This is a genomic window from Streptomyces sp. T028 (assembly GCF_048159505.1).
GTDB lineage: Bacteria > Actinomycetota > Actinomycetes > Streptomycetales > Streptomycetaceae > Streptomyces.
Map to the genome: position 1 here is coordinate 125275 of NZ_JBLRVZ010000029.1, position 24272 is coordinate 149546.

At 72.1% G+C, this 24272-nt stretch carries 21 protein-coding genes; 11 read left to right on the plus strand and 10 right to left on the minus strand.

The window, feature by feature from the left end; genetic code table 11:
• Positions 1-278: 278 nt before the first annotated feature.
• The gene (locus ACLZN2_RS27330; RefSeq protein WP_416981797.1) at positions 279-1367 is read right to left on the minus strand and encodes a LacI family DNA-binding transcriptional regulator; all 1089 of its coding nucleotides are present in this window, start codon (positions 1365-1367) and stop codon (positions 279-281) included.
• Between the two features lie 229 nt (positions 1368-1596).
• On the opposite strand from ACLZN2_RS27330, the gene ACLZN2_RS27335 reads away from it, so the two are divergent.
• Genes ACLZN2_RS27335 through ACLZN2_RS27360 form a run of 6 tightly spaced genes read left to right on the plus strand, consistent with a single transcriptional unit; the run spans position 1597 to position 10956 of the window.
• Complete coding sequence (locus tag ACLZN2_RS27335; protein ID WP_416981798.1) at positions 1597-2886, plus strand: ABC transporter substrate-binding protein; 1290 nt, start codon at positions 1597-1599, stop codon at positions 2884-2886.
• Positions 2887-2891: 5 nt separating this feature from the next.
• Positions 2892-3782, plus strand: coding sequence for a carbohydrate ABC transporter permease (locus ACLZN2_RS27340; protein WP_416981800.1), 891 nt, complete (start codon positions 2892-2894; stop codon positions 3780-3782).
• Positions 3779-4630 (plus strand): carbohydrate ABC transporter permease, encoded by an 852-nt coding sequence (locus ACLZN2_RS27345; RefSeq protein WP_416981802.1) that lies wholly within the window; start codon positions 3779-3781, stop codon positions 4628-4630. Before ACLZN2_RS27340 ends, ACLZN2_RS27345 begins: the two co-directional genes overlap by 4 nt.
• A gap of 36 nt (positions 4631-4666) precedes the next feature.
• Positions 4667-5902 (plus strand): glycoside hydrolase 5 family protein, encoded by a 1236-nt coding sequence (locus tag ACLZN2_RS27350; RefSeq protein WP_416981929.1) that lies wholly within the window; start codon positions 4667-4669, stop codon positions 5900-5902.
• Positions 5899-7899 (plus strand): endo-beta-N-acetylglucosaminidase, encoded by a 2001-nt coding sequence (locus ACLZN2_RS27355; RefSeq protein ID WP_416981804.1) that lies wholly within the window; start codon positions 5899-5901, stop codon positions 7897-7899. Before ACLZN2_RS27350 ends, ACLZN2_RS27355 begins: the two co-directional genes overlap by 4 nt.
• A 27-nt stretch (positions 7900-7926) precedes the next feature.
• Positions 7927-10956: an alpha-mannosidase gene (locus tag ACLZN2_RS27360; protein WP_416981805.1), complete on the plus strand. Its 3030-nt coding sequence runs from the start codon at positions 7927-7929 to the stop codon at positions 10954-10956.
• A gap of 50 nt (positions 10957-11006) precedes the next feature.
• Here the strand turns inward: ACLZN2_RS27360 and ACLZN2_RS27365 are convergent, their stop codons facing one another.
• The 4 genes from ACLZN2_RS27365 to ACLZN2_RS27380 form a co-directional block, all read right to left on the minus strand.
• Complete coding sequence (locus ACLZN2_RS27365; protein WP_416981807.1) at positions 11007-12323, minus strand: DUF2079 domain-containing protein; 1317 nt, start codon at positions 12321-12323, stop codon at positions 11007-11009.
• Positions 12324-12501: 178 nt separating this feature from the next.
• A complete protein-coding gene (locus tag ACLZN2_RS27370) occupies positions 12502-13065 on the minus strand; it encodes a hypothetical protein (RefSeq protein ID WP_416981808.1) in 564 nt (187 codons plus the stop codon).
• Positions 13058-13561, minus strand: coding sequence for a SigE family RNA polymerase sigma factor (locus ACLZN2_RS27375; RefSeq protein WP_416981809.1), 504 nt, complete (start codon positions 13559-13561; stop codon positions 13058-13060). The genes ACLZN2_RS27370 and ACLZN2_RS27375 overlap by 8 nt, the downstream gene beginning before the upstream one ends.
• Before the next feature lie 139 nt (positions 13562-13700).
• A complete protein-coding gene (locus ACLZN2_RS27380) occupies positions 13701-14180 on the minus strand; it encodes a nuclear transport factor 2 family protein (RefSeq protein WP_416981810.1) in 480 nt (159 codons plus the stop codon).
• Positions 14181-14347: 167 nt separating this feature from the next.
• Between ACLZN2_RS27380 and ACLZN2_RS27385 the strand changes: the two genes are divergently transcribed.
• On the plus strand, positions 14348-15037 hold the full coding sequence (locus tag ACLZN2_RS27385; RefSeq protein ID WP_416981812.1) for a hypothetical protein: 690 nt from the start codon (positions 14348-14350) through the stop codon (positions 15035-15037).
• Positions 15038-15340: 303 nt separating this feature from the next.
• On the opposite strand, the gene ACLZN2_RS27390 is transcribed toward ACLZN2_RS27385, so the two are convergent.
• Positions 15341-15934, minus strand: a complete 594-nt coding sequence (locus tag ACLZN2_RS27390; RefSeq protein ID WP_416981813.1) for a TetR/AcrR family transcriptional regulator — start codon at positions 15932-15934, stop codon at positions 15341-15343.
• A 173-nt stretch (positions 15935-16107) separates the two neighbouring features.
• On the opposite strand from ACLZN2_RS27390, the gene ACLZN2_RS27395 reads away from it, so the two are divergent.
• The 4 genes from ACLZN2_RS27395 (at position 16108) to ACLZN2_RS27410 (ending at position 20585) form a co-directional block, all read left to right on the plus strand.
• Complete coding sequence (locus ACLZN2_RS27395) at positions 16108-17097, plus strand: patatin-like phospholipase family protein (RefSeq protein ID WP_416981814.1); 990 nt, start codon at positions 16108-16110, stop codon at positions 17095-17097.
• A gap of 1 nt (position 17098) precedes the next feature.
• On the plus strand, positions 17099-18586 hold the full coding sequence (locus tag ACLZN2_RS27400; RefSeq protein WP_416981815.1) for a flavin-containing monooxygenase: 1488 nt from the start codon (positions 17099-17101) through the stop codon (positions 18584-18586).
• A gap of 99 nt (positions 18587-18685) precedes the next feature.
• Positions 18686-20002, plus strand: coding sequence for a cytochrome P450 (locus tag ACLZN2_RS27405; protein ID WP_416981816.1), 1317 nt, complete (start codon positions 18686-18688; stop codon positions 20000-20002).
• 13 nt (positions 20003-20015) lie between these two features.
• Positions 20016-20585 carry an NUDIX hydrolase gene (locus ACLZN2_RS27410; protein WP_416981817.1) on the plus strand — a complete coding sequence of 190 codons (570 nt, stop codon included), beginning with the start codon at positions 20016-20018 and terminating at the stop codon, positions 20583-20585.
• Positions 20586-20609: 24 nt separating this feature from the next.
• On the opposite strand, the gene ACLZN2_RS27415 is transcribed toward ACLZN2_RS27410, so the two are convergent.
• The 4 genes from ACLZN2_RS27415 to ACLZN2_RS27430 all read right to left on the minus strand — a co-directional run bounded on the left by ACLZN2_RS27415 (position 20610) and on the right by ACLZN2_RS27430 (position 24265).
• Positions 20610-21845, minus strand: coding sequence for a cytochrome P450 (locus ACLZN2_RS27415; RefSeq protein WP_416981819.1), 1236 nt, complete (start codon positions 21843-21845; stop codon positions 20610-20612).
• A 32-nt stretch (positions 21846-21877) separates the two neighbouring features.
• Positions 21878-23269, minus strand: coding sequence for an NAD(P)/FAD-dependent oxidoreductase (locus ACLZN2_RS27420; protein WP_416981820.1), 1392 nt, complete (start codon positions 23267-23269; stop codon positions 21878-21880).
• Positions 23266-23499 carry a ferredoxin gene (locus tag ACLZN2_RS27425; protein ID WP_416981821.1) on the minus strand — a complete coding sequence of 78 codons (234 nt, stop codon included), beginning with the start codon at positions 23497-23499 and terminating at the stop codon, positions 23266-23268. The genes ACLZN2_RS27420 and ACLZN2_RS27425 overlap by 4 nt, the downstream gene beginning before the upstream one ends.
• 130 nt (positions 23500-23629) lie before the next feature.
• Positions 23630-24265: a hypothetical protein gene (locus ACLZN2_RS27430; protein ID WP_416981823.1), complete on the minus strand. Its 636-nt coding sequence runs from the start codon at positions 24263-24265 to the stop codon at positions 23630-23632.
• Positions 24266-24272: the final 7 nt, after the last annotated feature.

Here is a 24272-nt window from a genome sequence, read left to right on the forward strand (position 1 = left end):
CAAGAATAGCGCAAGAATCGCAAGTAACTTGCGTAAGTGCGGCAGGGCGAACCCGGAGATCGTCACCGCCGCTCGCCTCGGGTGACGCTCCGGGCTCGCCGTGTCGATGTGGGCGGCGAGCCCGGTGGTGGCGGGGTGGTCAGCGGCTGCGGATCGCCGTTGTGGCGAGGAATCCCGTCGCGGCGGCGGTGATGAGGGCGGCGACGGCGAGCAGAGCGGTACGGCGCATGGAACGGCCTTTCCCTAGCGGGTGGAGGAGGTGTCCTGTACAACGCCGCTCAGGCCGGAGTCGGCTTGCCGCGATCGCGTTTGCCACCCGCATGGACGCGCGCTTCCTTTGGTGGCGCGGTCGCCTCGTCCGCCGCCCGCAGCACGCCGGTGCTGCCCCGCACGATCAACCCCGGGACCGGCACCCGCACCGTCCCCGCGGGTCCCCCGTCCAGCAGGGCGACCAGTTCTCGTGCCGCCGTGCGTCCGAACTCCACGCTGTCCCGGGAGAGCGCGGACAGCCGGGGCTTGACCATCCGGCACAGGGCGGAGTCCTCCCAGGACACCACCGACACGTCGGCCGGCACGGCGAAGCCCAGTTCGGCCGCGGTCGCGACCCCGGCGACGGCCATCACGTCGTTGTCGTAGATGAGCGCGGTCGGGGGAGCGGTGCCGCCGAGGACCGAACGGGTGACCGCCGCGCCCTCGGCGTCCGAGTAGTCGGTCGGCACCGACCGCACCTCCGTCAGCCCGCGCCGCCCCGCCTCGGCGCGCAGGGTGCGGATCCGGCGCTGGGTGTGGGCGAGGTCGGGCAGCCCGGCGATGTGCACGATCCGCCGGTGGCCGAGCGCGTACAGCTCGTCCACCACCGACGCCATGGCCCCCGCGTCGTCCGCCCACACCGTCGACAGACCGGGATGCCGTTCGTCGGGCGCGCCGCCGATCACCACCGCGGGCAGACCGAGTTCGTCGAGGAGCGCGGGGCGGGGATCGTCGGTGCACGGGTCGACGACCAGAACGCCGTCCACCCGGTTCTCGGCCCACCAGCGCCGGTACACCGCGCACTCCTCGTGGACATCCCGCGCGATCTGGAACAGCAGCCCGAGATGGCGCTCCGCCAGCACCTCCTGGATGCCCGAGACCAGCTGGAGGAAGAAGGAGTCCACACCCAGCGTGTCCGCCGGGCGGGCCAGCACGAAGCCCACCGTGGCCGCCCCCTCCCCGGACAGCGCGCGGGCCGCCGTGCTGGGCCGCCAGCCGAGCTGCTCGGCGACCCGCCGCACCCGGTCCCGGGTCACCTCCGAGACCCCCGGACGCCCGTTGAGCGCGAAGGACACCGCGCTCTGGGAGACACCGGCGCGCTGCGCGATGTCCTTCATGGTGGGCCGGCGCGCCGGCGACCGCCTGCCTGACAACGAGGTCCCCATTCCCCGGAAAAATCTCCGGCCGTTTTCCGGCCAGTATGCACTAATGCGGTTCAGCTCAAACATCCTAAAGCGCATAAGCAACTAAACAAATTAGCTGGGTGTACTCCATTGACGGGCCGGTCAACTGCCGTGCAGGGTCTGCGTCGTTGGCCAACTCCACGGCAAAGGAGGCCGTTTCACCGTGCGTATTCCCCGCAGAATCCTCGCCGTCGCCACCGCCTGTGTCGTCCTGCCGCTGAGCGCCTGCGGCTCCGGAGGCGACGGCGGCGACCCGGCCGACGCCTCGGGCAAGGTCGAGGGCGACATCACCTTCCAGACCTGGAACCTGCGCGCCAATTTCAAGTCCTACTTCGAGGGCGTGATCGCCGGCTTCGAGAAGGAACACCCCGGCACCGACGTGAAGTGGATCGACCAGCCGGCCGAAGGCTACGCCGACAAGATCAGCGCGGACGCGGCCGGCGGCACCCTGCCCGACGTCGTCAACGTCTCGCCCGACCTCGTCGCCCCGCTCGCCAAGGCCGGTCTCGCCCTCGACCTCGACCAGGCCGCCGGGACGTACAGGAAGGAGTACCTGGACGGAGCCTGGGCCAGCCACCGGATACCGGGCATGACCGGGACGTACGCCTTCCCCTGGTACCTCAACACCGGGCCGCTCTTCTACAACAAGACCCTCTTCCGGCAGGCCGGACTCGACCCCGAGCAGCCGCCGACGACGTACGACGAACTCTTCGCCGACGCCCTGGAACTGGCTCAGAAGAGCGACGGCAAGGTGGCCACCCTCGCCAACGTGCCCACCATCGAGGACTTCGGCCGCTACGGCGTCCCCCTCATGAACGACGACGGCACCGGCTTCGCCTTCAACGACACCAAGGGCGTCGAACTCCTCACCAAGTACAAGGAGTTGTACGACGCGAAGGCCCTCGACCCGCAGGCGCTGACCGCCACCCCCGAGTCCTCCGGCAAGAAGTTCCTCACCGGGGCCGTCGCCATGAACCCCGGCAGCGCCCTCGACCTCGGCAACTTCAAGAAGCAGGCGCCGAGCTTGTACAAGAACATCGGCATCACCGACCAGATCACCAGCACCGGCCACGTCAACATGTACGTGATGGGCGTGATGGTGAACGCGCAGAGCAAGCGCAAGCCCGCCGCCGTGGCCTTCGCGCACTACGTCACCGACGCCGAGCACCAGATGTCCTTCGCGAAGCAGGTCGCCATCTTCCCGAGCACCGCCGGTTCGCTGGACGACCCGTACTTCACGAAGGAGGACGGCACCGACGAGACCCGTGTCCGGATCGCCGCCGCCAAGTCCCTGAAGAACGCCGTCAATTACACGCCCGTACTGTTCAGCGAGCAGATGAGGACCGCGCTGCGCAACGAGGTCGCCAAGGCGCTGCAGGGCAAGGAGAGCCCCAAGGAAGCCCTCGACAACGCTGTCAAGGAGTGCGACACGCTGCTGAAGCAGCAGGGCTGAGCCGGATGTCCGCCGCCCCCGCGCGCGTCCGAAGCCAACTGCCCACCAGCCCCTGGCTGTTCGCCGCCCCCGGCCTGCTGATCGCCGGTGTCTTCGTGCTCTACCCGTTCCTGTCCACCCTGACCAACTCCTTCACCGACCGCCGCACCCTCATCCCCGGCGGGTTCGTCGGCCTCGCCAACTACCGCGAGATGCTCCACGACGACATGTTCTGGACCGGACTGCGCAACAGCGCGCTCTACGTCCTCGGAGTGGTCCCCGCCCTCGTCGTGCTGCCCCTGCTGCTCGCGCTCCTGGTGCAGAAGAACATCCCCGGCATCACCTTCTTCCGCTCCGCCTTCTACACACCGGTCGTCGCCTCGATCGTCGTGGTCGGACTGATCTGGGTGTGGCTGCTCGACGAACGCGGCCTGGTCAACTCGCTGCTGGAGATCGTCGGCGTCGGTCACGTCGGCTTCCTCAGCGACCAGTGGCTGCTCCTGCTGAGCGCCATGGCGGTCACCGTGTGGAAGGGCCTCGGCTACTACATGATCATCTATCTGGCCGCGCTGGCCGGCGTACCGCGTGAACTGCACGAGGCCGCGGCCGTGGACGGCGCGGGCGCGGTGCGCCGCTTCCTGACCGTCACCGTGCCCGCCGTCCGCTCCACCATGGTCCTGGTCGCCGCGCTGTCGTCGGTCGCCGCGTTCAAGGTGTTCTCCGAGGTCTATCTGATGGCGGGGCCGAGCGGCGGCCCGGCGGGGGAGGACACCACCCTCGTCATGCTGGTCCAGCGCACCGGCACCGGCCTCACCGGCCGCGTCGGCTACGCCTCCGCCCTCTCCGTCGTCGTCTTCGTCGTGACGGTCGTGCTGATGCTGCTCGTACTGCGCGCGGACCGGAGGGACGAGAGGTGAGCGTCACCGACGAGCACGGCCGCCGCGTACGGGGATGGGAGCTGGCCCTGCGATACGTGCTGCTGCTGGCCGTCCTCGCCCTGACCGTCGGCCCGTTCCTGTGGCAGCTGTCGACCTCGCTCAAGGGCCCCACCGAGGACATCTACAGCTCGCCGCCGAGCTTCCTCCCCGGGGATCCGACGCTCCACAACTACGAGCGGGTCGCCGACACCATCCCGGTGTGGGACTACGCGTTCAACTCACTGAAGGTCGCCGGCGCCAACGTCCTGACCAACTGCGTCGGTTCGGCGCTCGCCGGCTACGCACTCGCCCGGCTGCGCTACCGGGGGCGCCGGGCGGCCACGCTCACCTTCGTGCTCGCCATGCTCGTCCCGGTCGAGGGCATCATCATCGCCCAGTTCACCACCATGCGGGAACTCGGCCTCAACAACACCCTGTTGGGCGTGGTCCTGCCCGGCTGCGTCGGTGCGGTGAACGTCCTGCTCATGCGCAACGCCTTCCTCAACCTGCCGTACGAGATCGAGGAGGCGGCCTTCGTCGACGGAGCGAACGTGTGGCAGCGGTTCCTCAGGATCGCGCTGCCCTCGGTGAAGGGCACCGTCGCCGTCGTCGCGATCTTCGCCTTCATGGGGGCCTGGGACGACTTCCTGTGGCCGCTCATCGTGCTCAGCGACCCGTCCAGGTTCACCCTGACCATCGGCCTCAACTATCTGCACGGCACCTTCGCAGGCGACGAACGCCTGGTCGCCGCCGGCACCGTGATCGCCGTGGCCCCGCTCATCGCCCTGTTCGCCTGCCTCCAGCGGTACTTCTTCCGCGGGGTCGGCGAAGGCGCAGTCAAGGGCTGACCCACCGTCCCGCAAGGAGACCGCATGCCCCCTGCCATGCGTTTCGGCGTCAACTACACCCCGAGTGAAGGGTGGTTCCACCACTGGCTGGACTTCGACCTCGACTCCGTACGCGCCGACCTCGACTCGATCGCCGCGCTGGGCCTGGACCACATCCGCGTCTTCCCGCTCTGGCCCTGCTTCCAGCCCAACCGCACCCTGATCCGCCCCCGGGCCGTGGAGCAACTCGTGCAGCTCGTCGACGCGGCCGGGGAACGCGCGCTCGACGTCAACGTGGACGGACTGCAAGGGCACTTGAGCAGCTTCGACTTCCTGCCGGCCTGGACCCGCACCTGGCACCGCCGCAACCTCTTCACCGACCCCGAGGTGCTCGACGGCCAGGCCGCCTACCTGCGCACGATCGCCGCCGCCCTCGCCGACCGCCCGAACTTCCTCGGCATGACCCTCGGCAACGAGATCAACCAGTTCTCGGCCGGGCCGCACCCCGACCCGGACCGGGCGACCGAGCAGCAGGTCGACGCCTGGCTGGCCCGCATGCTCGCCGCCTGTGAGGAGGGCGCACCCGGCCGACTGCATCTGCACGCCGAGTACGACGCGACCTGGTACCAGGACGACCAGCCCTTCATCCCGGCCCAGGCCGCCCGGCGCGGCGCCGTCACCGCCGTGCACTCCTGGGTCTTCAACGGCACCGCCCAGCGCCACGGGCGCGCCTCCGTCCCCGCCGAGCACCACGCGGCCTACCTCGTCGAACTGAGCAAGGCCTGGGCCGAGGACCCGCACCGCCCCGTCTGGCTCCAGGAGGTCGGCGCCCCCGCGCCCCTAGTCCCGGCCGAGCACGCCGCCGCCTTCACCGAGGCGACCGTACGGAACGCCCTGGACTGCCCCGATCTGTGGGGCATCACCTGGTGGTGCTCCCACGACGTGTCCCGGGCCCTGGCGGACTTCCCCGAACTGGAGTACGGGCTCGGCCTGTTGACCAACGACCGTCGGCCGAAGGACAGCGCCCGGGTGCTCGCCCGGGCGGCGGCCGCACCGCCGCACACCCCCGCGACCCGTACGACCGCGCTCGTGATCCCCGCCGACCCGTCCGCCCGCTCCGCATGCGCCCCCGGCGGCACGGTCTTCGACGCCTTCTTCCGGCTCACCGCCGACGGCGCCCGCCCCACCACCGTCCTCGACACCCGCGCCGACGACAAGGACCACCTCGGCGCGCGCGGCATCACCGAAGTCGTCACTCCAGAAGAGGCACTTTCAGGAGGCATCCGCTCGTGAACCCCACCAGACGCACCGTCCTGCTCGCCGCCGGCGCGGCAGCCTTCCTGCCCGCCCTGCCGGTGACCCCGGCGCGGGCCGCCGCCGCGGCGACCCCGCCCTACGCCGCCTACTGGTACCCCGACTCCCTGCCCTCGGGCACCCCCGGCACCGGCATCACCTGGCACAGCCTGAAGAGCTGGACCGCTGCCGACGACTCCGACCTCGCCTTCAACGCCGCGTCCGTGCCGCTCGCACCCCGCTTCACCCCGACCCCTGCCAACACCACCGCCCGCTCGGGCCAGGCCCGTATCCAGTCCCTGGTCTCCTTCGGCCCCACCTCCCTCAACCCCTCCCAGGGATCCGCCACCGCGGACTACTACGCGTTCACCCACTGGGCCTACATCGACGAACTGGTCTTCTGGGGCGGCTCGGCCGGTGAGGGCCTGATCCTCGCCCCGAACGCGCCCATCGTCGACGCGGCCCACCGGCACGGCGTCCCCGTCCTCGGCAACATCTTCCTGCCGCCCGTCGCGTACGGCGGACAGCTCCAGTGGACCCGCGACCTCGTCCAGAAGGACACCGACGGGCACTACCCACTCGCCGCCCAGTTGGTGGGGGTCGCCGCCGCATACGGCTTCGACGGCTGGTTCGTCAACGCCGAGACGAGCGGCGGCAACACCGCCCTCGGTACCGACATGCTCGGCTTCCTCACCGAGCTGAAGACCCTGGCGGCGGCCCAGGGGCAGCGGGTGACGTGGTACGACGCGATGACCGTGAACGGCACGGTGAGCTGGCAGGGCGCCCTCAACTCCCAGAACCAGGCGTTCTTCCAGACCGCCGACGACATGTTCGTCGACTTCCGCTGGTCCGCGAGCACCCTCGCCGCGTCCGGGACCCGCGCCGACCAACTCGGCCGCAGCCGCTACGAGTTGTGGGCGGGCGTGGACGTGGAGGCGAGCGGCTCGAACCGGTCCGTCAACTGGGACGCGATCGTGCCCACCACCAAGGCGCACATCGCGTCCCTGGGTCTCTACCGGCCCGAGTGGACCCGCAACCACCTCCCCTCGACCGGCAGGGCCCCGGCCGACTTCCACGCGGCCGACGACCGCTTCTGGACCGGCCGTTCGCTCGACCCGTCCCGCCCGGACGCCACGGACCCCTGGCGGGCGCCCGCAGTGTCGGTCGCGGACCGCTCCACGGTGACCGGCGTGCCCTTCGCGAGCACCTTCAACACCGGGCACGGACTGCGCTGGTACGAGGACGGGGAGGTCACCTCGGCCACCCCCTGGAACCACCTCGGGCTCCAGGACCGGCTCCCGTCCCGGCAGTGGGCGGTGTACACCCAGGGGACCCGGCCGGCCGTCGCCCTCGACTTCGCCGACGCCTGGCACGGCGGCAGCAGTGTGCTGGTCACGGGCGCGCTGGACGCACCGGCGACCGTCGGCCTCTACGCGACACGCCTTCCGCTCACCGACACCACGGTGGTCGAGCTGACCCACCGCACCGACGCGGGAAGCGTGACCGTCGAGCTGGCCGTGGCCACCGCCGACCCGGACACACCGGGGTCGACACCGCCGTACACCTATCTGCCGGTCGAGGCGGGCGACGGCTGGCGGACCTCGACCGTACGGCTCGACGGTCTGACCGGCACCGTGCACGCCCTCGGCGTCCGCCTCACGGCGACCGAGGGGCCCGTCGGCTGGCGGCTCGGCGCGCTCGCCGTACGGGACGAGGCCACCACCCCCGCCGCCCCGGCCGGCCTGCGGATCACCGCCGCCTCCGGAGGCGACCTGCGCCTGGCCTGGGACGCCTCCCCGGACGACGTACGGCACTACACCCTGCACCGTCTCCTGCCCGACGGCACCCGCCGCTTCCTCGGCGGCACCTGCCAGACGGCGTTCTTCCTCACGGGGCTCGCGCCGGAGCAGGGCGAGGAGGCGGCGCGGTTCGAACTGTGTGCCGTAGGGGAGCTGTACACAGCGTCGGCCCCCGTGACCGTGTCCCACACCTGGTAACCGTCACCCAGCCTTGGAGCACCCCGTATGCATGACGACCGCAGCCTTGTCGAAGCCCGTCTCCGGCGCGTCCTCGACGAACGCATCCGTCCCGCCGTGTACCCGCGGTCCGTGCCGCTGGACGTGGCCGTGTGGCACGCGCCCGGCGAACCGGTGCCGGTCGCCGAGGGGCTCGCGGCCGAGCCCGCACCGATCGCGGTGGGGTCCCGCTGGGGTGCTCCCTGGGGGACGAGCTGGTTCCGTGTGACAGGGGTGGTTCCACAGGAGTGGTCCGGCCGGACCGTCGAGGCGCTGCTCGACCTCGGTTTCGACGAGAACATGCCCGGCTTCCAGTGCGAGGGCCTGGTCTACCGGCCCGACGGCACCCCGGTGAAGGGGCTGAACCCGCGCAACCAGTGGGTGCGGATCGGCGCGCCCGTCGAGGGCGGTGAGGAGGTGCGCCTGCACATCGAGGCCGCCTCCAACCCGGTCATCCTCGACTACCACCCCTTCCTGCCCACGCGGTTGGGCGACAAGGAGACCGCGGGCAACGAATCCCAGTACACCCTCGCCCGGATGGACCTCGCCGTCTTCGACGAGACGGTGTGGCAGCTGGTCCTGGACCTGGAGGTGCTCGGCGAGCTGATGGCCGAGCTGCCCGTGGAGTCGGCGCGGCGCTGGGACATCCTGCGGGCGGTGGAGCGGGCGCTCGACGCCGTGGACCTCCAGGACGTCAACGGCACTGCGGCGCAGGCCCGTTCACACCTGACGGATGTCCTGTCCGCACCCGCCGCACCCTCCGCCCACCGCATCAGCGCCGTCGGACACGCGCACATCGACTCGGCGTGGCTGTGGCCGCTGCGCGAGACGGTCCGCAAGGTGGCCCGTACGACGTCCAACATGACGGCGCTGCTCGACGACGAGCCCGAGTTCGTCTTCGCCATGTCGCAGGCCCAGCAGTGGGCCTGGGTGAAGGAACACCGGCCGGAGGTGTGGGCGCGGGTGAAGAAGGCGGTCGCGGACGGGCGGTTCGTGCCGACGGGCGGCATGTGGGTGGAGTCGGACACCAACATGCCGGGCTCGGAGGCGATGGCCCGTCAGTTCGTGCACGGCAAACGGTTCTTCCTCGACGAGTTCGGCATCGAGAACGACGAGGCATGGCTTCCCGACACCTTCGGCTTCGCCGCCGGACTGCCGCAGATCATCAGGGCGGCGGGATCCAGGTACCTGCTGACGCAGAAGATCTCCTGGTCGCGGACGAACAAGTTCCCCCACCACACCTTCCGTTGGGAGGGCATCGACGGCACCCGTATCTTCACGCACTTCCCGCCGGTCGACACCTACAACTGCTCCATGAAGGGCGGCGAGATCGCCCACGCGGCCCGCAACTTCAAGGACAAGGGTGTCGCCCGCCACTCCCTCGCCCCCACCGGCTGGGGCGACGGCGGAGGCGGCACCACCCGCGAGATGGTCGCCAAGGCGGCCCGGCTGCGCGACCTCGAAGGCTCCGCGACCGTGACCTGGGAGACCCCGGCCGCCTTCTTCACCAAGGCCCACGCCGAACACCCCGAACCACCGGTCTGGGTCGGCGAGTTGTACCTCGAACTGCACCGCGCCACCCTCACCAGCCAGGCCGGTACCAAACAGGGCAACCGCCGCAGCGAACACCTTCTGCGCGAGGCGGAACTCTGGGCGGCCACCGCCGCCGTGCGCACCGGATTCCCGTACCCCTACGAGGAGTTGGACCGCATCTGGAAGACGGTCCTGCTCCACCAGTTCCACGACATCCTGCCCGGCTCCTCCATCGCCTGGGTCCACCGCGAGGCGCGCGCGACGTACGCCCGGCTGGCCGCCGAACTGACCGCGATCACCGAGGCCGCCCAGCGGGCCCTGGCCGGCGAGGGCTCCACCCCGCTCGTCTTCAACGCCACCCCGCACACCCTCGACGGCATCGAGGCCGGCGGCGCGAACACCCCCGCCCCACAAGGCCGTACGACCCTCACTCCCCGCCCGGACGGCGGACACCTCCTCGACAACGGGCTCCTGCGCGTCGAGATCGACGCCCGCGGACTCGTCGTGTCGGTCTACGACATCGAGGCCGACCGCGAGACGATCGCCCCGGGCCGCAGGGCCAACCTCCTCCAGCTCCACCCCGACTTCCCCAACATGTGGGACGCCTGGGACGTCGACGAGTTCTACCGCAACACGGTCATCGACCTCGTCGACGCCGAGGAGGTCACCGCGGGTGAGGACGGCGTGTCGGTGCGGATCGTACGGTCCTTCGGCGCGTCGCGTGTCGTCCAGGTGCTGTCGCTGCCGGCGGGGGAGCGGCGGCTGGTGATCGACACGGAGGTGGACTGGCACGAGACGGAGAAGTTCCTCAAGCTCGCCTTCCCGCTCGACGTGCACGCCGAACGGTACGCGTCCGAGACCCAGTTCGGGCACGTCCACCGGCCCACGCACACCAACACCAGCTGGGAGGCGGCCCGGTTCGAGGCCTGCAACCACCGCTTCGTCCACCTGGAGGAGCCGGGCTGGGGCGTCGCCGTCGTCAACGACTCGACGTACGGCCACGATGTGACCCGCACGGTCCGCGACGCACCCGGCGCCGACGGCGGCACCACGACGACCCTGCGGGTCTCCCTGCTGCGCGCCCCGCGCTTCCCCGACCCCGAGACCGACCAAGGCGTCCACCGCTTCCGGCACGCCCTGGTGCCGGGCGCGACGATCGGCGACGCCGTACGCGAGGGATGGCGCATCAACCTGCCCGCCCGCACCCTGGACGGTGCCGCGGCGGTCGCCCCGCTTGTCGGCGTCGACCGTGACCAGGTCGTGGTCACGGCCGTGAAACTGGCCGACGACGGCAGCGGGGACGTGATCGTCCGCTTCCACGAGGCGCACGGCGCCCGCGCCCGGGCGACGCTCACCGCGGGCTTCGGCGTCACCGGCGCCACCGTCACCGACCTGCTGGAACGGCCCCTCACCGACGCCCCGGCGCTTCGGGTCGAGGGCGGGCGGATCGCCGTACGGCTGCGGCCGTTCCAGCTCATGACGCTCCGCCTGCGGTGGGCCGCGTAGGAAGCCCCTGGGCGTGCGGGACGGTCTGTGCGCAGGCCGTCCCGCACTGCTCAGGAGCGGCGTTCGAGGACGACGTACCCGTGGGCGGCGTCGAGGAGCGTGTACCCGGCGTCCGGGTGGAGCTGTCGGGCGTACGCCTCGATGTCCTTGATCCAGCGGCTGGAGTTGTTCAGGGCGATGTAGTCGGGGGTGATGTTCCCGGTGTTGCCGGTCCACAAGACGCGGCAGCGGGACGTGAGCCGGGTGGCGGGGCCGATGTTGGCCTCGACGGTCGCGCCGTCCGGGATCCGGTCCAGGAGGTGCTCGACGCGGGCGACGCGGTCGGGGACGTCGTAGGCGGCGGGCTCGGTCAGCGCGGAGAGGGGGAGCGCGGTCGTCAGGGCCAGCGCGGCCGAGGCCACGGCCGTCGGCAGATGGTGGGCGTACGAGCGCATCCACGGCCGGGAACTGGTCCGCGCGCGGGGGAGCGCGTCGGCGAGGGCGAGGAGGACGACCGGCATCAGGATCGCGCTGTAGTGCCAGACGGTGCCCCAGTAGTGGCTGTCGGAGGAGAGGAAACGCCAGCCGAGGGTGGGCAGGGCGACGACGAACAGGGGTGAGCGCAGGGCCAGGAGCCCACTGGTCGGGATCAGCAGCCACAGGAGGGTGCGGACCTTGGTGTCCGCGCCGTCGAAGAGGGCGAAGCCGCCGCCGACCTTGGTCCAGTAGTCGTAGTCGCCGGTCGAGTTGAAGGCCGGGATGACGACCATGAGGGTGAGGAGCGTCGCCGTGACGCCCAGTGCCGCGAGGCCGAGGGCGCAGAGGGCGACGCGCGGGCGTCGGCGGCGGGCGCGCAGGGCGACGACCAGGGCGATGGCCGCGACCGTCAGACCCAGGTCCTCCTTGACCAGCATCAGGGGAGCCGACCACAGGAGCGCGTGGCGCCAGCGGCGGGCCAGGACGTTCTCCAGGCTGAAGGCGACCAGGGGGACGGCGAAGCAGATCTCGTGGAAGTCGAAGTCGACGGCCTGTTGGAGACCCCAGGACAGGCCGTACGCGATGCCCAGCGCGAGGCCCTGCCCACGGCCCAGCAGCCGGGCGGCCGCCCGGGTGACCGGCACCGCCGAGAGCGCGAACAGGGCGGCCTGGGCGACGAGCAGGGTGACGGGGGTGGGGAAGAGACGGTAGGCGGGGGCGAGGAGAGCGGTGACCGGGCTGAAGTGGTCGCCGAGGACGTTGAATCCCGGCCCCTTCAGATCGACGACCGGCGCCCGCAGCTGCGCGTACGCGCGGACCGCCTGCTCGAAGATGCCCAGGTCCCAGGAGCGGGTGCCCAGGTGGCGGTGGCGGAGGGTGGAGAGCGTCGCGTACGTGGCGAACAGCGCCATCGCCACGAGGTACGGGTCTCTGCGGCCGGACGGGGCGGGGCCCGGGGCACGCGGGGGAGGCGGGACCGGCGCCGGTAGGGAGGGCGTGGGCTCCGAGGGCGCGGCGGGTGTGGCGGGCGTGGCGGGCGTGGGGGAGGGTGGGGCGTCCTGGGGAGCCTTGGGCACGGTGGTGACGTCCTTACGAGCCGGGGGCCGGGGCGATCGCGGCGGCGGACTCCGCCACGGTGTCCGAGGGGTGTGCCGTCACGACCGGGCCGGTGGAGGTGCTGTCGTCCGGAGACTCCGAGACGGTCGGCTCTCCGGATTCCTCCCCGGCCGAGGCCGTGGGCTCGATGGACGGCGACGCCGACGACGCGCTGCCCCCGATTCCGCCCGGGGCGGCGCCGTCCGCCGGGGCGCCGGAACCCGCCGGTGGCTGTGCGAGGGAGGAGGACGCGGACGGTGACGTGGTGAGTGACGGCGAGGGCGTGAGCGGGGGACTCGGCATGGGCGTGACGACCGGCGCGGCCGGCCGGTGGTCCGGCTGCAGTCGTACGGCGGTCAGGGCCCCGGCCGTGCCCAGCACGCCCACCGCGCACGCGACGGCGGTCGCCAGCATCCGGCGCCGTCGGCGGGTGCCCAGGACCTTGATGTGGGCGACCGGCACCGGCACCAGCCGGCCGCGCACGTCGGCGGCCCGTTTGAGGGCGGTGGCGAGGGCGTCGTCCGGTCGCCGGCCGTGGGGCTCGGTGGGCTCAGACACCGTGGTCCTCCTTGTACGCGGCATCGGACAGGTGCGTGGCGAGATGGGCGCGGGCCCGGGAGAGATGCGTCTTGACCGTCCCCGGGGAGATCCCGGCCTCGACGGCGACCTGTTCCACGGAGAGATCGCAGACGTAGAACAGGACGGCGATCCGGCGCTGCCGCTCGGAGAGCCGGCGCAACGCCGCCACCAGGGCGACGGTGTCGGGCTCGGGGGCCGGGCCGCCGTCCGGCTGCCCGCCCGCGTGACGCCGCCAGGCCTCCAGGGACCTGCCGCGCCCGCGCCACCGGCTGACGGCGAGCCGCCAGGCGACGGTGCGGATCCATGCCTCCGGCCCCGCGTCCCGCTCCAGCCGCGCCCGCCGGGCCCAGGCCCGTACGAACGCCTCCTGCACGACGTCCTGCGCCTCGTGCAGATCGCCGGTCATCAGATAGAGCTGCCCCACCAGGGACTGCCGGGAGCGCGCATAGAACTCCTCGAACTCCTCGACGGTCATGGGGCTCCCCGCTGGTGATCACGTTTCACGGTCTGTACGCCCCAGGGGAGACCTTGGTTGACACCGCGCCGGAACTTTTCGCAACGCTACGAGGGCACCCTGTGTGATCGATGTCAGCCCTCGGGCCCGGGATCGCGGTTCAAGAAGGCCGGCTGACGGGGGCGAGGCGTTCCGTCGGGCCGCCGAAGGCGAGGTGGAGGGTTCGGGTGGTGAGGAGCCAGGTGTCGCCGGTCCTGCGGAAGGTGTCCTCGTAGTGGCCGATGTTGGCCGGGAGGCGGGGTGCGACGAATGTCCCCTCGGTGTGGCCGTCGACTCGGTACGTCGCGAAGTAGGTGGTGGCCGTGGCGGTGTCGGGGGAGTCGACGGTGACCAGGACGTTGGTGCAGACACGGCGGGAGAGGCGGTCGGCGGGCCGGGAGCCGAAGTACGCGCGGAGGGCCTCGCGGCCCACGACGCGCCGGGAGTCGTGCGGCCATTCCCAGACGCCGTCGGGGGTGAAGAGATCGCACACGGTGCTCGGGGCACCGAGGTCGAGGCGGCGGACGAACTCCAGAATCACCCGCTCGCAGGCGCGTTCCGCGAGGAGCCGCTCCAACGGGTCGAGATCACGAGGGTCCATCTGCCCTTCCTACCAGGCGTGGGTGCAGGTCGACGACCCGTTTGGGCTGGTCGTTCGGCCCCACGATTCGGACAGATCGCCGTAGCGCGTAGCGCTGTGACAGGGCTGTGACTGGAAAAGTGACGCGCGTCACGGCCGGTCGGCCATGTGCACTTCAAGATCATCGGGTGCGAAGAAACTTTTTACCGGCCCGTCTGACGGGCCGTCCGGTCGTCGCGGGCGTGGCCGCCGTCGGGGTTGTCGCGGGCGTGCTGATCGGCTGGCCGGGTCTCGACACGGTCAACGGGTGCGGGATCGCGGTCAACCGCTATCCGTCGGAGACGGCGAAGGACTGGACGCGGTACGCCGATGTGGTCGTCGTGGGCCGGGCGGTCGAGGAGCGGGAGAGCGGCCGGGAGGAACTGTCGGCCGGGACGTACCGCTACGAGCTGGAGCGGACGGTCGAACTGGAGGTGCAGGCCAAGCCGTTCACCTCCAGCACCCGGTCCCATCCCGCCGTGGGGTCCTCCCTGGACTACATCGGCCTGGGCTGGAGCGTGCTGCGCTCCGACGGCAAGACCCGTATCGCCGAGCTGACCGGCGACGCCCCGCGCGTCCTGCCCGGCCACACCTACGTCCTCGCCCTGCGCTGGGAGGACGAGCGGTGGGTCTCGCTGGGGGAGGGCGCGGTGGTGCCGTTCGACGGGCAGGCCGTCGGGAACGGCGAGTGGTGCGGGGAGGTCGTGGACACCGACGGCTTCGCCCAGGGCGAGCGCACGGGCCGCAAGAGCGACCGCAGCCTGGAGAAGACCCTTCTCGGGCAGGGGCTGCCGGCCCTGCAACGGGCCCTCGACGGCGCGTCAGGGAAGGGGTCCTGATCATCTGGCTCAGAGCCTGTGTCATATCCCCGGCCGGGCGCGCGACGCCTGGCACTCCCCCAGAGGGGGGACCCCCACCCCCAGAGGGGGGACCCCCAGCCGCGTTGCCGAACCGCCCACATGGCTCCTCCCCCACGCTCGGCTTCGCTCGCGCGGGAGGGGCCCCCATGACGCCGCGCGCTGACCCGGCCGGGGATATGACACAGGCTCTCACCCGGCGGTGAAACCTGGCGGGAAGTGCCGAGCGGGTCGGGGGTGCGTTCCCCACGACCGGCTCGGCATGAGCCGCAGTGGGCGCGGTGCCTACCGGTCCAGGCGCAGGACGAGTCGCAGGGTGTCCGTGAGGACGGTCGTGGGGACGGACGGGTCGGCTACGCGTTGGAGGCCGAGACCGATACCCAGGCTGAGCAGGGTCATCGCGGCCTGTTCCGGCGGCATGGCCGGTGAGGTGCCCAGTTCCTGCGCCAGCGCGTCGATGAGCAGGGCCAGCGCCTCGCGGATCGCGGTGACGCGGGCCGTGATCTCACCCCGGAGTTCTTCGTCGTGCCGTGCGCCGGTGAGGAACTCGACCTCCAGTACGGTCCAGGTCTCGGCGCCGATGTGGGCCTCGCTCCAGGCGGCGAACGCCGCGAGGCGGTCCTCGGCCCCCGGGTCGCGCATCACGGACTCCGTGAGCAGCGCGAGCTGTTCGGCACGGATGTCGTCGAGGACGGCCAGGCACAGCCGGCCCTTGCTGCGGAAGTTTGAGTAGACGGCGCCCTTGGAGTAGCCGGCCGTCTCCGCGACATCACTGATCGAGGTCGCGCCGTAGCCGTCGCGCAGGAAGAGTTCCCGTGCGGTGGCGACGAGTTGCTCCCGCGTACGTTCCTGGCTCTCGACGCGGCTGAGACGGGCCATGTCTCGCTCCCTTCCCTTCCCCGTCCTGCGCGGGTGTGCGGTGACCCAGGGGCATCCGATCCCCGAATCCCTCGGATCCTAACTCCGCCGAAGGGCTGCCCCGGGCTTTCGAATACCGCTAGTATCCGGATCTCGTCGGTATCCCGAAGAGGCCGAGAGGGCGGAGAATCCAAGTGACCGCGACGGGCACGCGTACGACCCCTTCCCGTGGACTGGTGCTCGGCTGTGGCGGAACGCTCGGCGCGGCCTGGACGGTCGGCGCCCTGCACTCGCTCCAGCGGGCCCTGCGGTGGGACCCGCGTCAGGCCGAGGTACTGGTCGGCACCTCGGCCGGGGCCGAGCTGGCCGCCCTGCTCGGCGGCGGCGTCGCGGTGGAGGAACTCCTGGCGGCACAACTCGCCGGCAAGGACGCCCGTCCGGAGCTCGTCCGGCATTTCGCGGCTCCGCCCCGGGCGGTCCCGCCCCGGCCCGCGCTCTTCCCCGGGTCGCCGGAGCTGGCGCGCCGCGCCCTGCGGCGCACGGCTCCCACGATGGCCGGTCTCTCCGGGCTGCTGCCCCAAGGGCGGGGCGACAGCGGATGGTTGGCCGCCCTGGCCGACACCCTGGCCCCCGACGGCGGCTGGGTCCCGCATCCGGCGACCTGGCTGGTGGCCACCGACTTCGACACGGGACGCCGTACCGTCTTCGGACACCCCGACACCCCGCCGGCCGCGCTCCGGGACGCACTGCGCGCGTCCTGGGCGGTCCCCGGCTGGTTCCGGCCGGTACGCGTCCACGGCCGCCGGTATGCCGACGGCGGCATCCTGTCCACCGCGTCCGCCGACCTCCTCGTCCCCCTGGGCCTCGACGAGGTGTACGTCATCGCCCCGATGAGCTCGCTCTCTCCGGCGCCGCGCCGGGGCCTCGGCCGGGCCGAGGCGCTGCTGCGCCGGGTCATGACCCGCACCCTCGACGCGGAGTGCGCCGCGCTGCGGGCCGCCGGCACCGAGGTCGTCCGCATCGAACCCACCCCCGCCGACCTGGAGGTGATGGGCGGCAACTTCATGGATCCGCGGCGCCGGCTCACGGTTGTGGAGACCTCCCTGCGGACCACGCGGGCGCTCGTCCGCGATCACGTCCGCCCGACGGCCCCCTCTGCCGCCGACACCCGGACAGGAGCCTGACATGCCGCACTCCGACCGCCCCGCGGCGTGGACGAGCCCGCGGCCGCACCGCGTCGAGGCACTGATCATCGGCAGCGGTCTGTCCGGCATCGGAGCGGCGATCGAACTGCGCCGGGCCGGTGTGCGGGACCTCGTCGTCGTCGAGAAGGCGGACGACCTGGGCGGCACCTGGCGGGACAACACCTACCCGGGGTGCGCCTGCGACGTCCCCTCCGCGCTGTACTCGTACTCCTTCGCACCGAACCCCGAGTGGACACGGGCCTTCGCCGGCCAGCCCGAGATCCGCGCCTACCTCCGCGACACGGCGGCCGGACACGGCATCACCCCCCTCATCCGCTTCGGCACCGAGGTGACCCGCGCGCAATGGGACCCCCGAGAGGCCCGCTGGCGCGTCGAGACGACCCGTGGCCTGTACCTCACGCGCTTCCTCGTCGCGGCGGCCGGCCCCTGGCACGAACCCCTGCTCCCGGACATCCCCGGCCTCGCCGACTTCCCCGGTGAGGTCTTCCACTCCGCGCGCTGGCGCCACGACCACGACCTGACCGGCGCACGTGTCGCCGTCGTCGGCAGCGGCGCGTCCGCCGTGCAGTTCGTGCCCGCCATCCAGCCGCGTGTCGCACAACTGCACCTGTTCCAGCGCACCGCCCAATGGGTGCTTCCCAAGCCCGACCACCCTGTCCCGCACGCCGAACGCCGACTGCTGCGAAGCCTCCCGGCGGCCCAACGAGCCCTGCGGAACGCGGAGTACGCGGCCCTGGAGGCCCTCGGGATCGGCTTCCGGCACCCGTCCCTCCTGCGCGTGGTGCAGAAGGTGGGCGCGCTCCACCTCAGGGCCGCCGTCAAGGACCCGCGGCTGCGCCGGGCCCTGACGCCCGACTACACCCTCGGCTGCAAACGGCTGCTGCTGTCGAACACCTACTATCCGGCCCTGACCCGGCCCAACGTCACCGTCCACCCCGCCGCAGTCCAGGCCGTCGACGGCAACCGCGTGACCGGCGCGGACGGCAGTACGGCGGACGTGGACACCGTCATCCTGGGCACCGGCTTCCACATCCTCGACATGCCGATCGCCGGGCGCGTGTTCGACGCCGACGGCGTGAGCCTCGACGACCACTGGAAAGGCAGCCCCGACGCCTACCTCGGCACCACCGTCACCGGTTTCCCCAACGCGTTCATCCTGCTCGGCCCGCACCTCGGGACCGGCCACTCCTCGGCGTACACCATCCTCGAAGCCCAACTCGCCTATATGACGGGAGCGGTACGGCACTTCCGCTCGGCCGGGTGGACCACCATGAACGTCCGCCCCGAAGTCCAGGCCGCCTTCGGTGCGGAGGTCCAGCAGGCCCTGCCCTCCACCGTCTACAACGCGGGCGGCTGTTCGAGCTACTACCTCGACAACAACGGCCTCAACAGCTTCAGTTGGCCCTGGTCCACGGGCCGTCTGCGCCGCCGACTCGCGCATTTCGACCCCGAGGCGTACGACACCTGAGAACCGGACGGCGAGCTGTCACCGCGTGTGCCGTCTCCCGTACAGTCCGTGGTGCCGGTGTTCCGGCCCGAGTACAACGGTCGACCAGGAGAAGCAGACTTGGACAGCGAGGCAGGCCTCCGCCCCCTTTCGTACGTTCCCGGGACGGGGCGGCCGGTCCCCGAGGCCGATCCGGGGCTCGTGGCGCGGTGGCATGCGGAGAGAGGGGAACTGGTCGACCTGCTGACCCGGGTACGGGAAGAGGTGGGCGGGGTCGCCGGGTTCCGGCTCGGGGCGGGGCTCACCGTGCTCGTCACCGACCCGCACGCGGTGCAGCACGTGCTCGCCCGGCAGCCCGACCGGTACGTCAAGCGCTCCCACCGGGCCCGTCTCCTGGTCGGCGACGGTGTCCTCTCCGCCTCCGGTGAGGCCTGGAAGCGGCAACGCCGGTTGCTGCAGTCGCAGTTCACCGGCACCGGGATGCGCCGCTACGACCAGCGGATCACCGAGGCGGCCCGGACCACCGCCGCCCGCTGGAGCACGTACGCCCGCACCGGCGAGACCTTCGACCTCGGGCAGGAGATGCACCGCTTCGCCCTGGACACCATCTGGCGCTCGCTGACCGGGCACCCCGTCGACGAGGAGACCGCGCGCGAACTGGCCGCCGTGGAGGCCGTGGGGGCCGCTCTGCCGACCCTGCCCGCCGACGCCACCGACGCCCGCGAGGCCGTGGCGGCCGACCTCGCGCGGATCGACGCCGTCGCCCGGCGTGCGATCGAGGCCGCCCGCGAGGGGGCGGCGGGCCCCGACGGCCCCGGCCTGCTGCACGTCCTGCTCGACGCCGCCGCCTCGCGCCCCGAGTACACCGACCAGCTGCTCCGCGACGAGCTGGTCACGCTCCTCGCCGCCGGACAGGAGACCACCGCCACCACCCTGACCTGGCTCCACCTCCTCCTCGACCGGCACCCCGCCGCCCGCGAAGAGGCTCTCGCCGCCGGCGCCGAGGGTTCCGCGCAGCGCCGCCAGGCCGTCCAGGCGCTCGTCCACGAGACGCTCCGCCTGTACCCGCCCGCCTGGATCCTGCCGCGCCACGCCGCCGAGGACGACACCCTCGTGGGCCACACCGTCGAGGCGGGCACCGATGTCCTCGTCTGCCCGTACCTCACCCACCGCGACCCCGGACTCTGGCCGGACCCGGAACGCTTCGACCCCCGCCGCTTCACCACCCCGGACGGCCGCCCCAGCCAACCGGGCGCCTACTACCCCTTCGGCGTCGGCCCCCGCGCCTGCCTCGGCCTGCAGTTCGCACTCCGCGAATCCACGGTCCTCCTCGAACACCTCCTCCCCGTCCACACCGTGACCCTCCACCAGCCCCCCACCAAGACGGCGTACGGCATCACGGTCCGCCCCGAAGGCCCCGTCCCCGCCACCCTTTGACATCCTGTGCCGCATGGCTGAACTGGTGGACCGAGTCGACGAGCAGGACCGGGTGCTGGCGGTCGTCGACCGCGCGGAGGCGATCCGCCGGGGCTGGCCGCACCGCGTCGCGACGATCGTGTGCCGCGACGAGCAGGGGCGGTTCCTCGTCCATCGCCGTCCGGACCACGTGTCCCGCTTCCCCGGGCAGTACAACTGGCTGCTCGGCGGGGCCGCCGAGGCCGGCGAGTCGTACGAAGCGGCGGCAGCCCGGGAGCTCTTCGAGGAGCTGGGGGTTCGTGCCGCCCCGCGTCTGGTGCTCAAGTTCCTGTGCGAGGGCGTGATCAGCCCCTACTGGCTCGGCCTGCACGAGGTCGTCGTCACGACGGCGATACGGCCGGACCCCCGGGAGGTCAGCTGGCACGCCTGGCTCACCGGGCCCGAACTCGAAGCCCTCACCCGGCACCCGGAGTTCGTCCCGGACGCCCGCGAGGCGTACGAGCGGTACAGGGCCGCGCGGAGAAGCGCCCCAAAGGGGCGCGGGGCTGTATCGACATGCAGCTCCGCCGCGGGGCGCGACCAGCCACGACGCACCCGCAGCTGACGCACTGGCCCCCCAGCGGAGCGCTCACGCCCGGATCCCGTCGCACGCGATGTGCAGGTGCCGGGGGCCGCGCAGCACCGCGTTCTGGCGGTACGGCGGCGGGTCCTCCAGCAGACGCGGGTTCTCCAGCCGGCGGGCCAGCTCCGACAGCGCGAACTGGGCCTCCAACCGGGCCAGGGGAGCGCCGAAGCAGCTGTGGATGCCGCTGCCGAGGCCGAGGTGCTGGATGTCCTTGCGGTCGGGGTCGAAGCGGTCCGGGTGCTCGAAGCGCCGCGGGTCCCGGTTGCCGGACGCCAGCACCAGCCAGAGGGAGGCGCCCTTGGGGATGGTGACGCCCCGCACCTCGATGTCGGCGAGGGCGACGCGCTGCGGGACCAACTGCACCGGCGGCTCGAAACGCAGCAGCTCCTCGACGAGGGGCACGGCCAGCCGGGGCTCGGCCCGCAGGCGTTCCAGCACGTCGGGGTGGCGCAGCAGGGTCAGCATGCCGTTGGTGACGAGATTGACCGTGGTCTCGTGGCCCGCGATCAGCAGCAGCGCGGCCGTACTGAGCAGCTCCATCGTGGTCATCGAGCCGTCCTCGCCCTTCGCCGTCGCCAGCGCGGAGAGCATGTCGTCGCCGGGGTTCCTGCGCCGCTCCTCGATCAGACCGGCCAGGTACATGCCCAACTGCATCCGGGCGTCGTGCGCGCCCTTGCCGCGCTCGGCGGGATCCGCGTCCGGGTCGGGGTCCAGGCTCGCGGCGATGGCGTCCGCCCAGGTGTGGAAACGTGCCTCGTCCTCGCGCGGGATCCCGAGCAGCCGGCAGATCACCGTCACCGGGAACGGGTACGAGAACTGGTCCACCAGGTCGAAGCGGTCCGGCTCGCCGATGCCGTCGATGAGGCCGGTGACGATGTCACGGAGTTCGCCGCGCATCCCGTCGACCCGGTGCGGGGAGTGCGGCGGCCCGAAGGGACGGTTCGTCATCCGGCGCAGCCGGTCGTGCTCCGGCGGGTCGAGCCGCAGGAAGCTCGGCGGCAGGGCGCTCTCCTGCTGGTCCGGCTCGGCGAGCGGATCGTGGGCGGCCTGGGCCAGATTGCGGGCGTCGGAGCTGATCCGGGGATCGTGCAGCAGGCCGAGGATCTCGTGGTAGGTGCTGACGACGTACGGCCCGTCCTCCTCGTGATGGACCGGCGTCCTCCGCAGCTCCTCGTAGATCGGGTACGGATCGGCCCGGTTGGCGTAGTCCAGGATCCGGTGCAGCGGCGATGGCGTCATGGCGAGTCCTCGTGGCTCGTGGCCGTGGCGGGTCAGTGCGCGGGGGTGAACGTCATCCGGCGGTCGGCGGGCGAGTACCCGCTGAGGGTGACCGTGGGGCCGTGGGACGGCACCGACGGGTCGGGGAAGTCCGCGTCGAGCGGCCGCCGGCCCTCCGAGCGCCGGTCGACCGTGGCGAACTCCGGCGGGAACGGCGCGGTGGTCTCGATCAGCTCCTGGTAGAACGGCAGCCAGCGGGCCTGGTCGAAGGCGACCGCGCCGATGACCCGGCCCTGGTACCCGTACACGCCGACGAACCGGCGCTCCTCCAACGAGCCCTGGGCGATCAGGATCTCCGTCCCCAGCGACGGCACCCCGACCGACTTGACGTTCACCCCGAACTGGGAGGACCAGAAGGACGGCACCTCCATGTGGGGGATCCGGTCGGTGCTCTCGCTCAGCATGTTGTGCGCCGCGACCCGCGCCTGGGAGACCGCGTTGCCCCAGTGCTCCAGGGACAGGAACTGGTAGCCGAACAGCGGGTGCGGGCAGCGGGCCACGTCGCCCGCCGCGAAGACGTCGTCGGTCACGATCCCCCGGATGTCGAAGGCCCGGCAGCCCGCGTCGCAGGCGATACCGCGGGGCCCGGCCCCGAGCCCCGACCCGGCCAGCCACTCGGTGTTGCGGGTGGCGCCCAGCGACACGACCACCACGTCCGTCTCCACGGTGGAGCCGTCGGACAGGTGCGCCGCCCGCACCCGCCCCGAGGCGTCGCCCTCCAGCGCGGTCACCATCACCCCGCACCGCAGATCCACGCCGTGCCGTCGCTGCAACTCGGCGGCGACCGCGCCGACCACCCCGCCGAGCGCCCCGACCAGGGGGGACGCACCCCGCTCGGCGACCGTGACGGCCAGGCCGCGTTCACGGCACGCGGAGGCGATCTCCGAGCCCGTGAACCCGGCCCCCACGACCAGCACGCGCTTCGGCCCCGCGGCCAGCCGCCGCGCGAGCGCCGCCCCGTCATCGCTGGTCCGCAGGACGAACACGCCGTCGAGTTCCGCCTCGGCCTCGCGCGGCCACGGCCGTGCCCGCACACCGGTGGCGATCAGCAGCCGGTCGTACGGCACCTCGTCGCCGTCGGCCAGCCGCACCCGCCGGCCCGCCATGTCCAGACCGGCCGCCGCCACGCCGAGCCGCCAGGTCGCCTCGACCGCCCGGAGCCTGGGCAGCGCGGTGCGCTCGGCGGCCGCCCTGCCGAGCAGCACCTGCTTGGACAGCGGAGGCCGGTCGTACGGCTCGTACGGCTCGTCCCCGATCATCGTCAGGGAGCCCGCGAAGCCCTTCTCGCGCAGGGTCTCCGCGGCCCGCAGACCCGCCAGCGAGGCACCGACCACGACGATGCGGCCCTCGCGCCGGAGCCGTTCCAGCGATCCGTCACCGGTCATCGGCCGGACACCGCCTCGGCCGTCACGTCGACCGCGTCGACCGCGTCGACCAGAACGGCCTGCACGGGGCAGGCGGAGGCGGCCTGTGCCAGCTTCTCCCGCTGCTCCTCACCGGGCTCCGGGTCGTAGAGCAGCGCCTCGTCGCCGTGCATGGCGAAGACCTCGGGGGCGAGGAACGCGCACTGCGCGTACCCCTGACAGCGGTTCAGATCGACGGCAATCCTTGGCACGGGATCGGTCCTCTCCTACGGCCCTGCTCCTACGGCCCTGTCGAGCCCCCACACCAGCCTCGGACGCCGGAGCCGGGGCGGCGACGAGGAGCAGCCCGTTCGAGTGAGGGCCCAGGCCGGCCGACTCCGCCTAGGCCGCCGGGCGGGGCGTCGCGGAGGGACGCCGGCCCCGGAGGATGTCCAGGCTGACGATCAGTGCCCAGCCCGGGAAGGCCAGCTCCGACCAGGGCAGACTCGCCCCCGCCACCAGCAGCGTCAGACCCGTGGCGAAACCGAGGAACACGAGCGGGCGCGGCATGACGCCGAGCCGTCGGCCGATGGTCGACGTCGTGAGGATGAACACCGCCGCCATCCGCAGGGAGTACGTGGTGAGCAGGGTGTAGGCGTAGTGGCGGCCGAAGGGGGCGTTCTGCTGGTTCTCGTCCAGCACGGTCACCGCCGCCGCGGCACACCCGAACAAGGTGGCCACGAAGATCAGGCCGCTGCCCAGGAACACCGTGGACACGAACCGGTCCTCCGCCGCCCCGGCCTGCTCGCGCAGGGCGCCCATGAACCACAGGAACGCGATCCCGGCGTACGGCAGCAGCCCCAGCGCCGTCTCCACGGTGTTCCGCTGCGCCTCGTCCACCGTGATGTCATGCCCGTCGGCCCCGCCGGGCAGGGCGATCCGCACCAGGACGATCACCACGCCCATCAGGACCGCGAACACGACCCCGGCGATCCCGGCGGCCCGGGGTGTCCCCAGGCGCTCCTGCTGCCGCTCCATGCTCTCT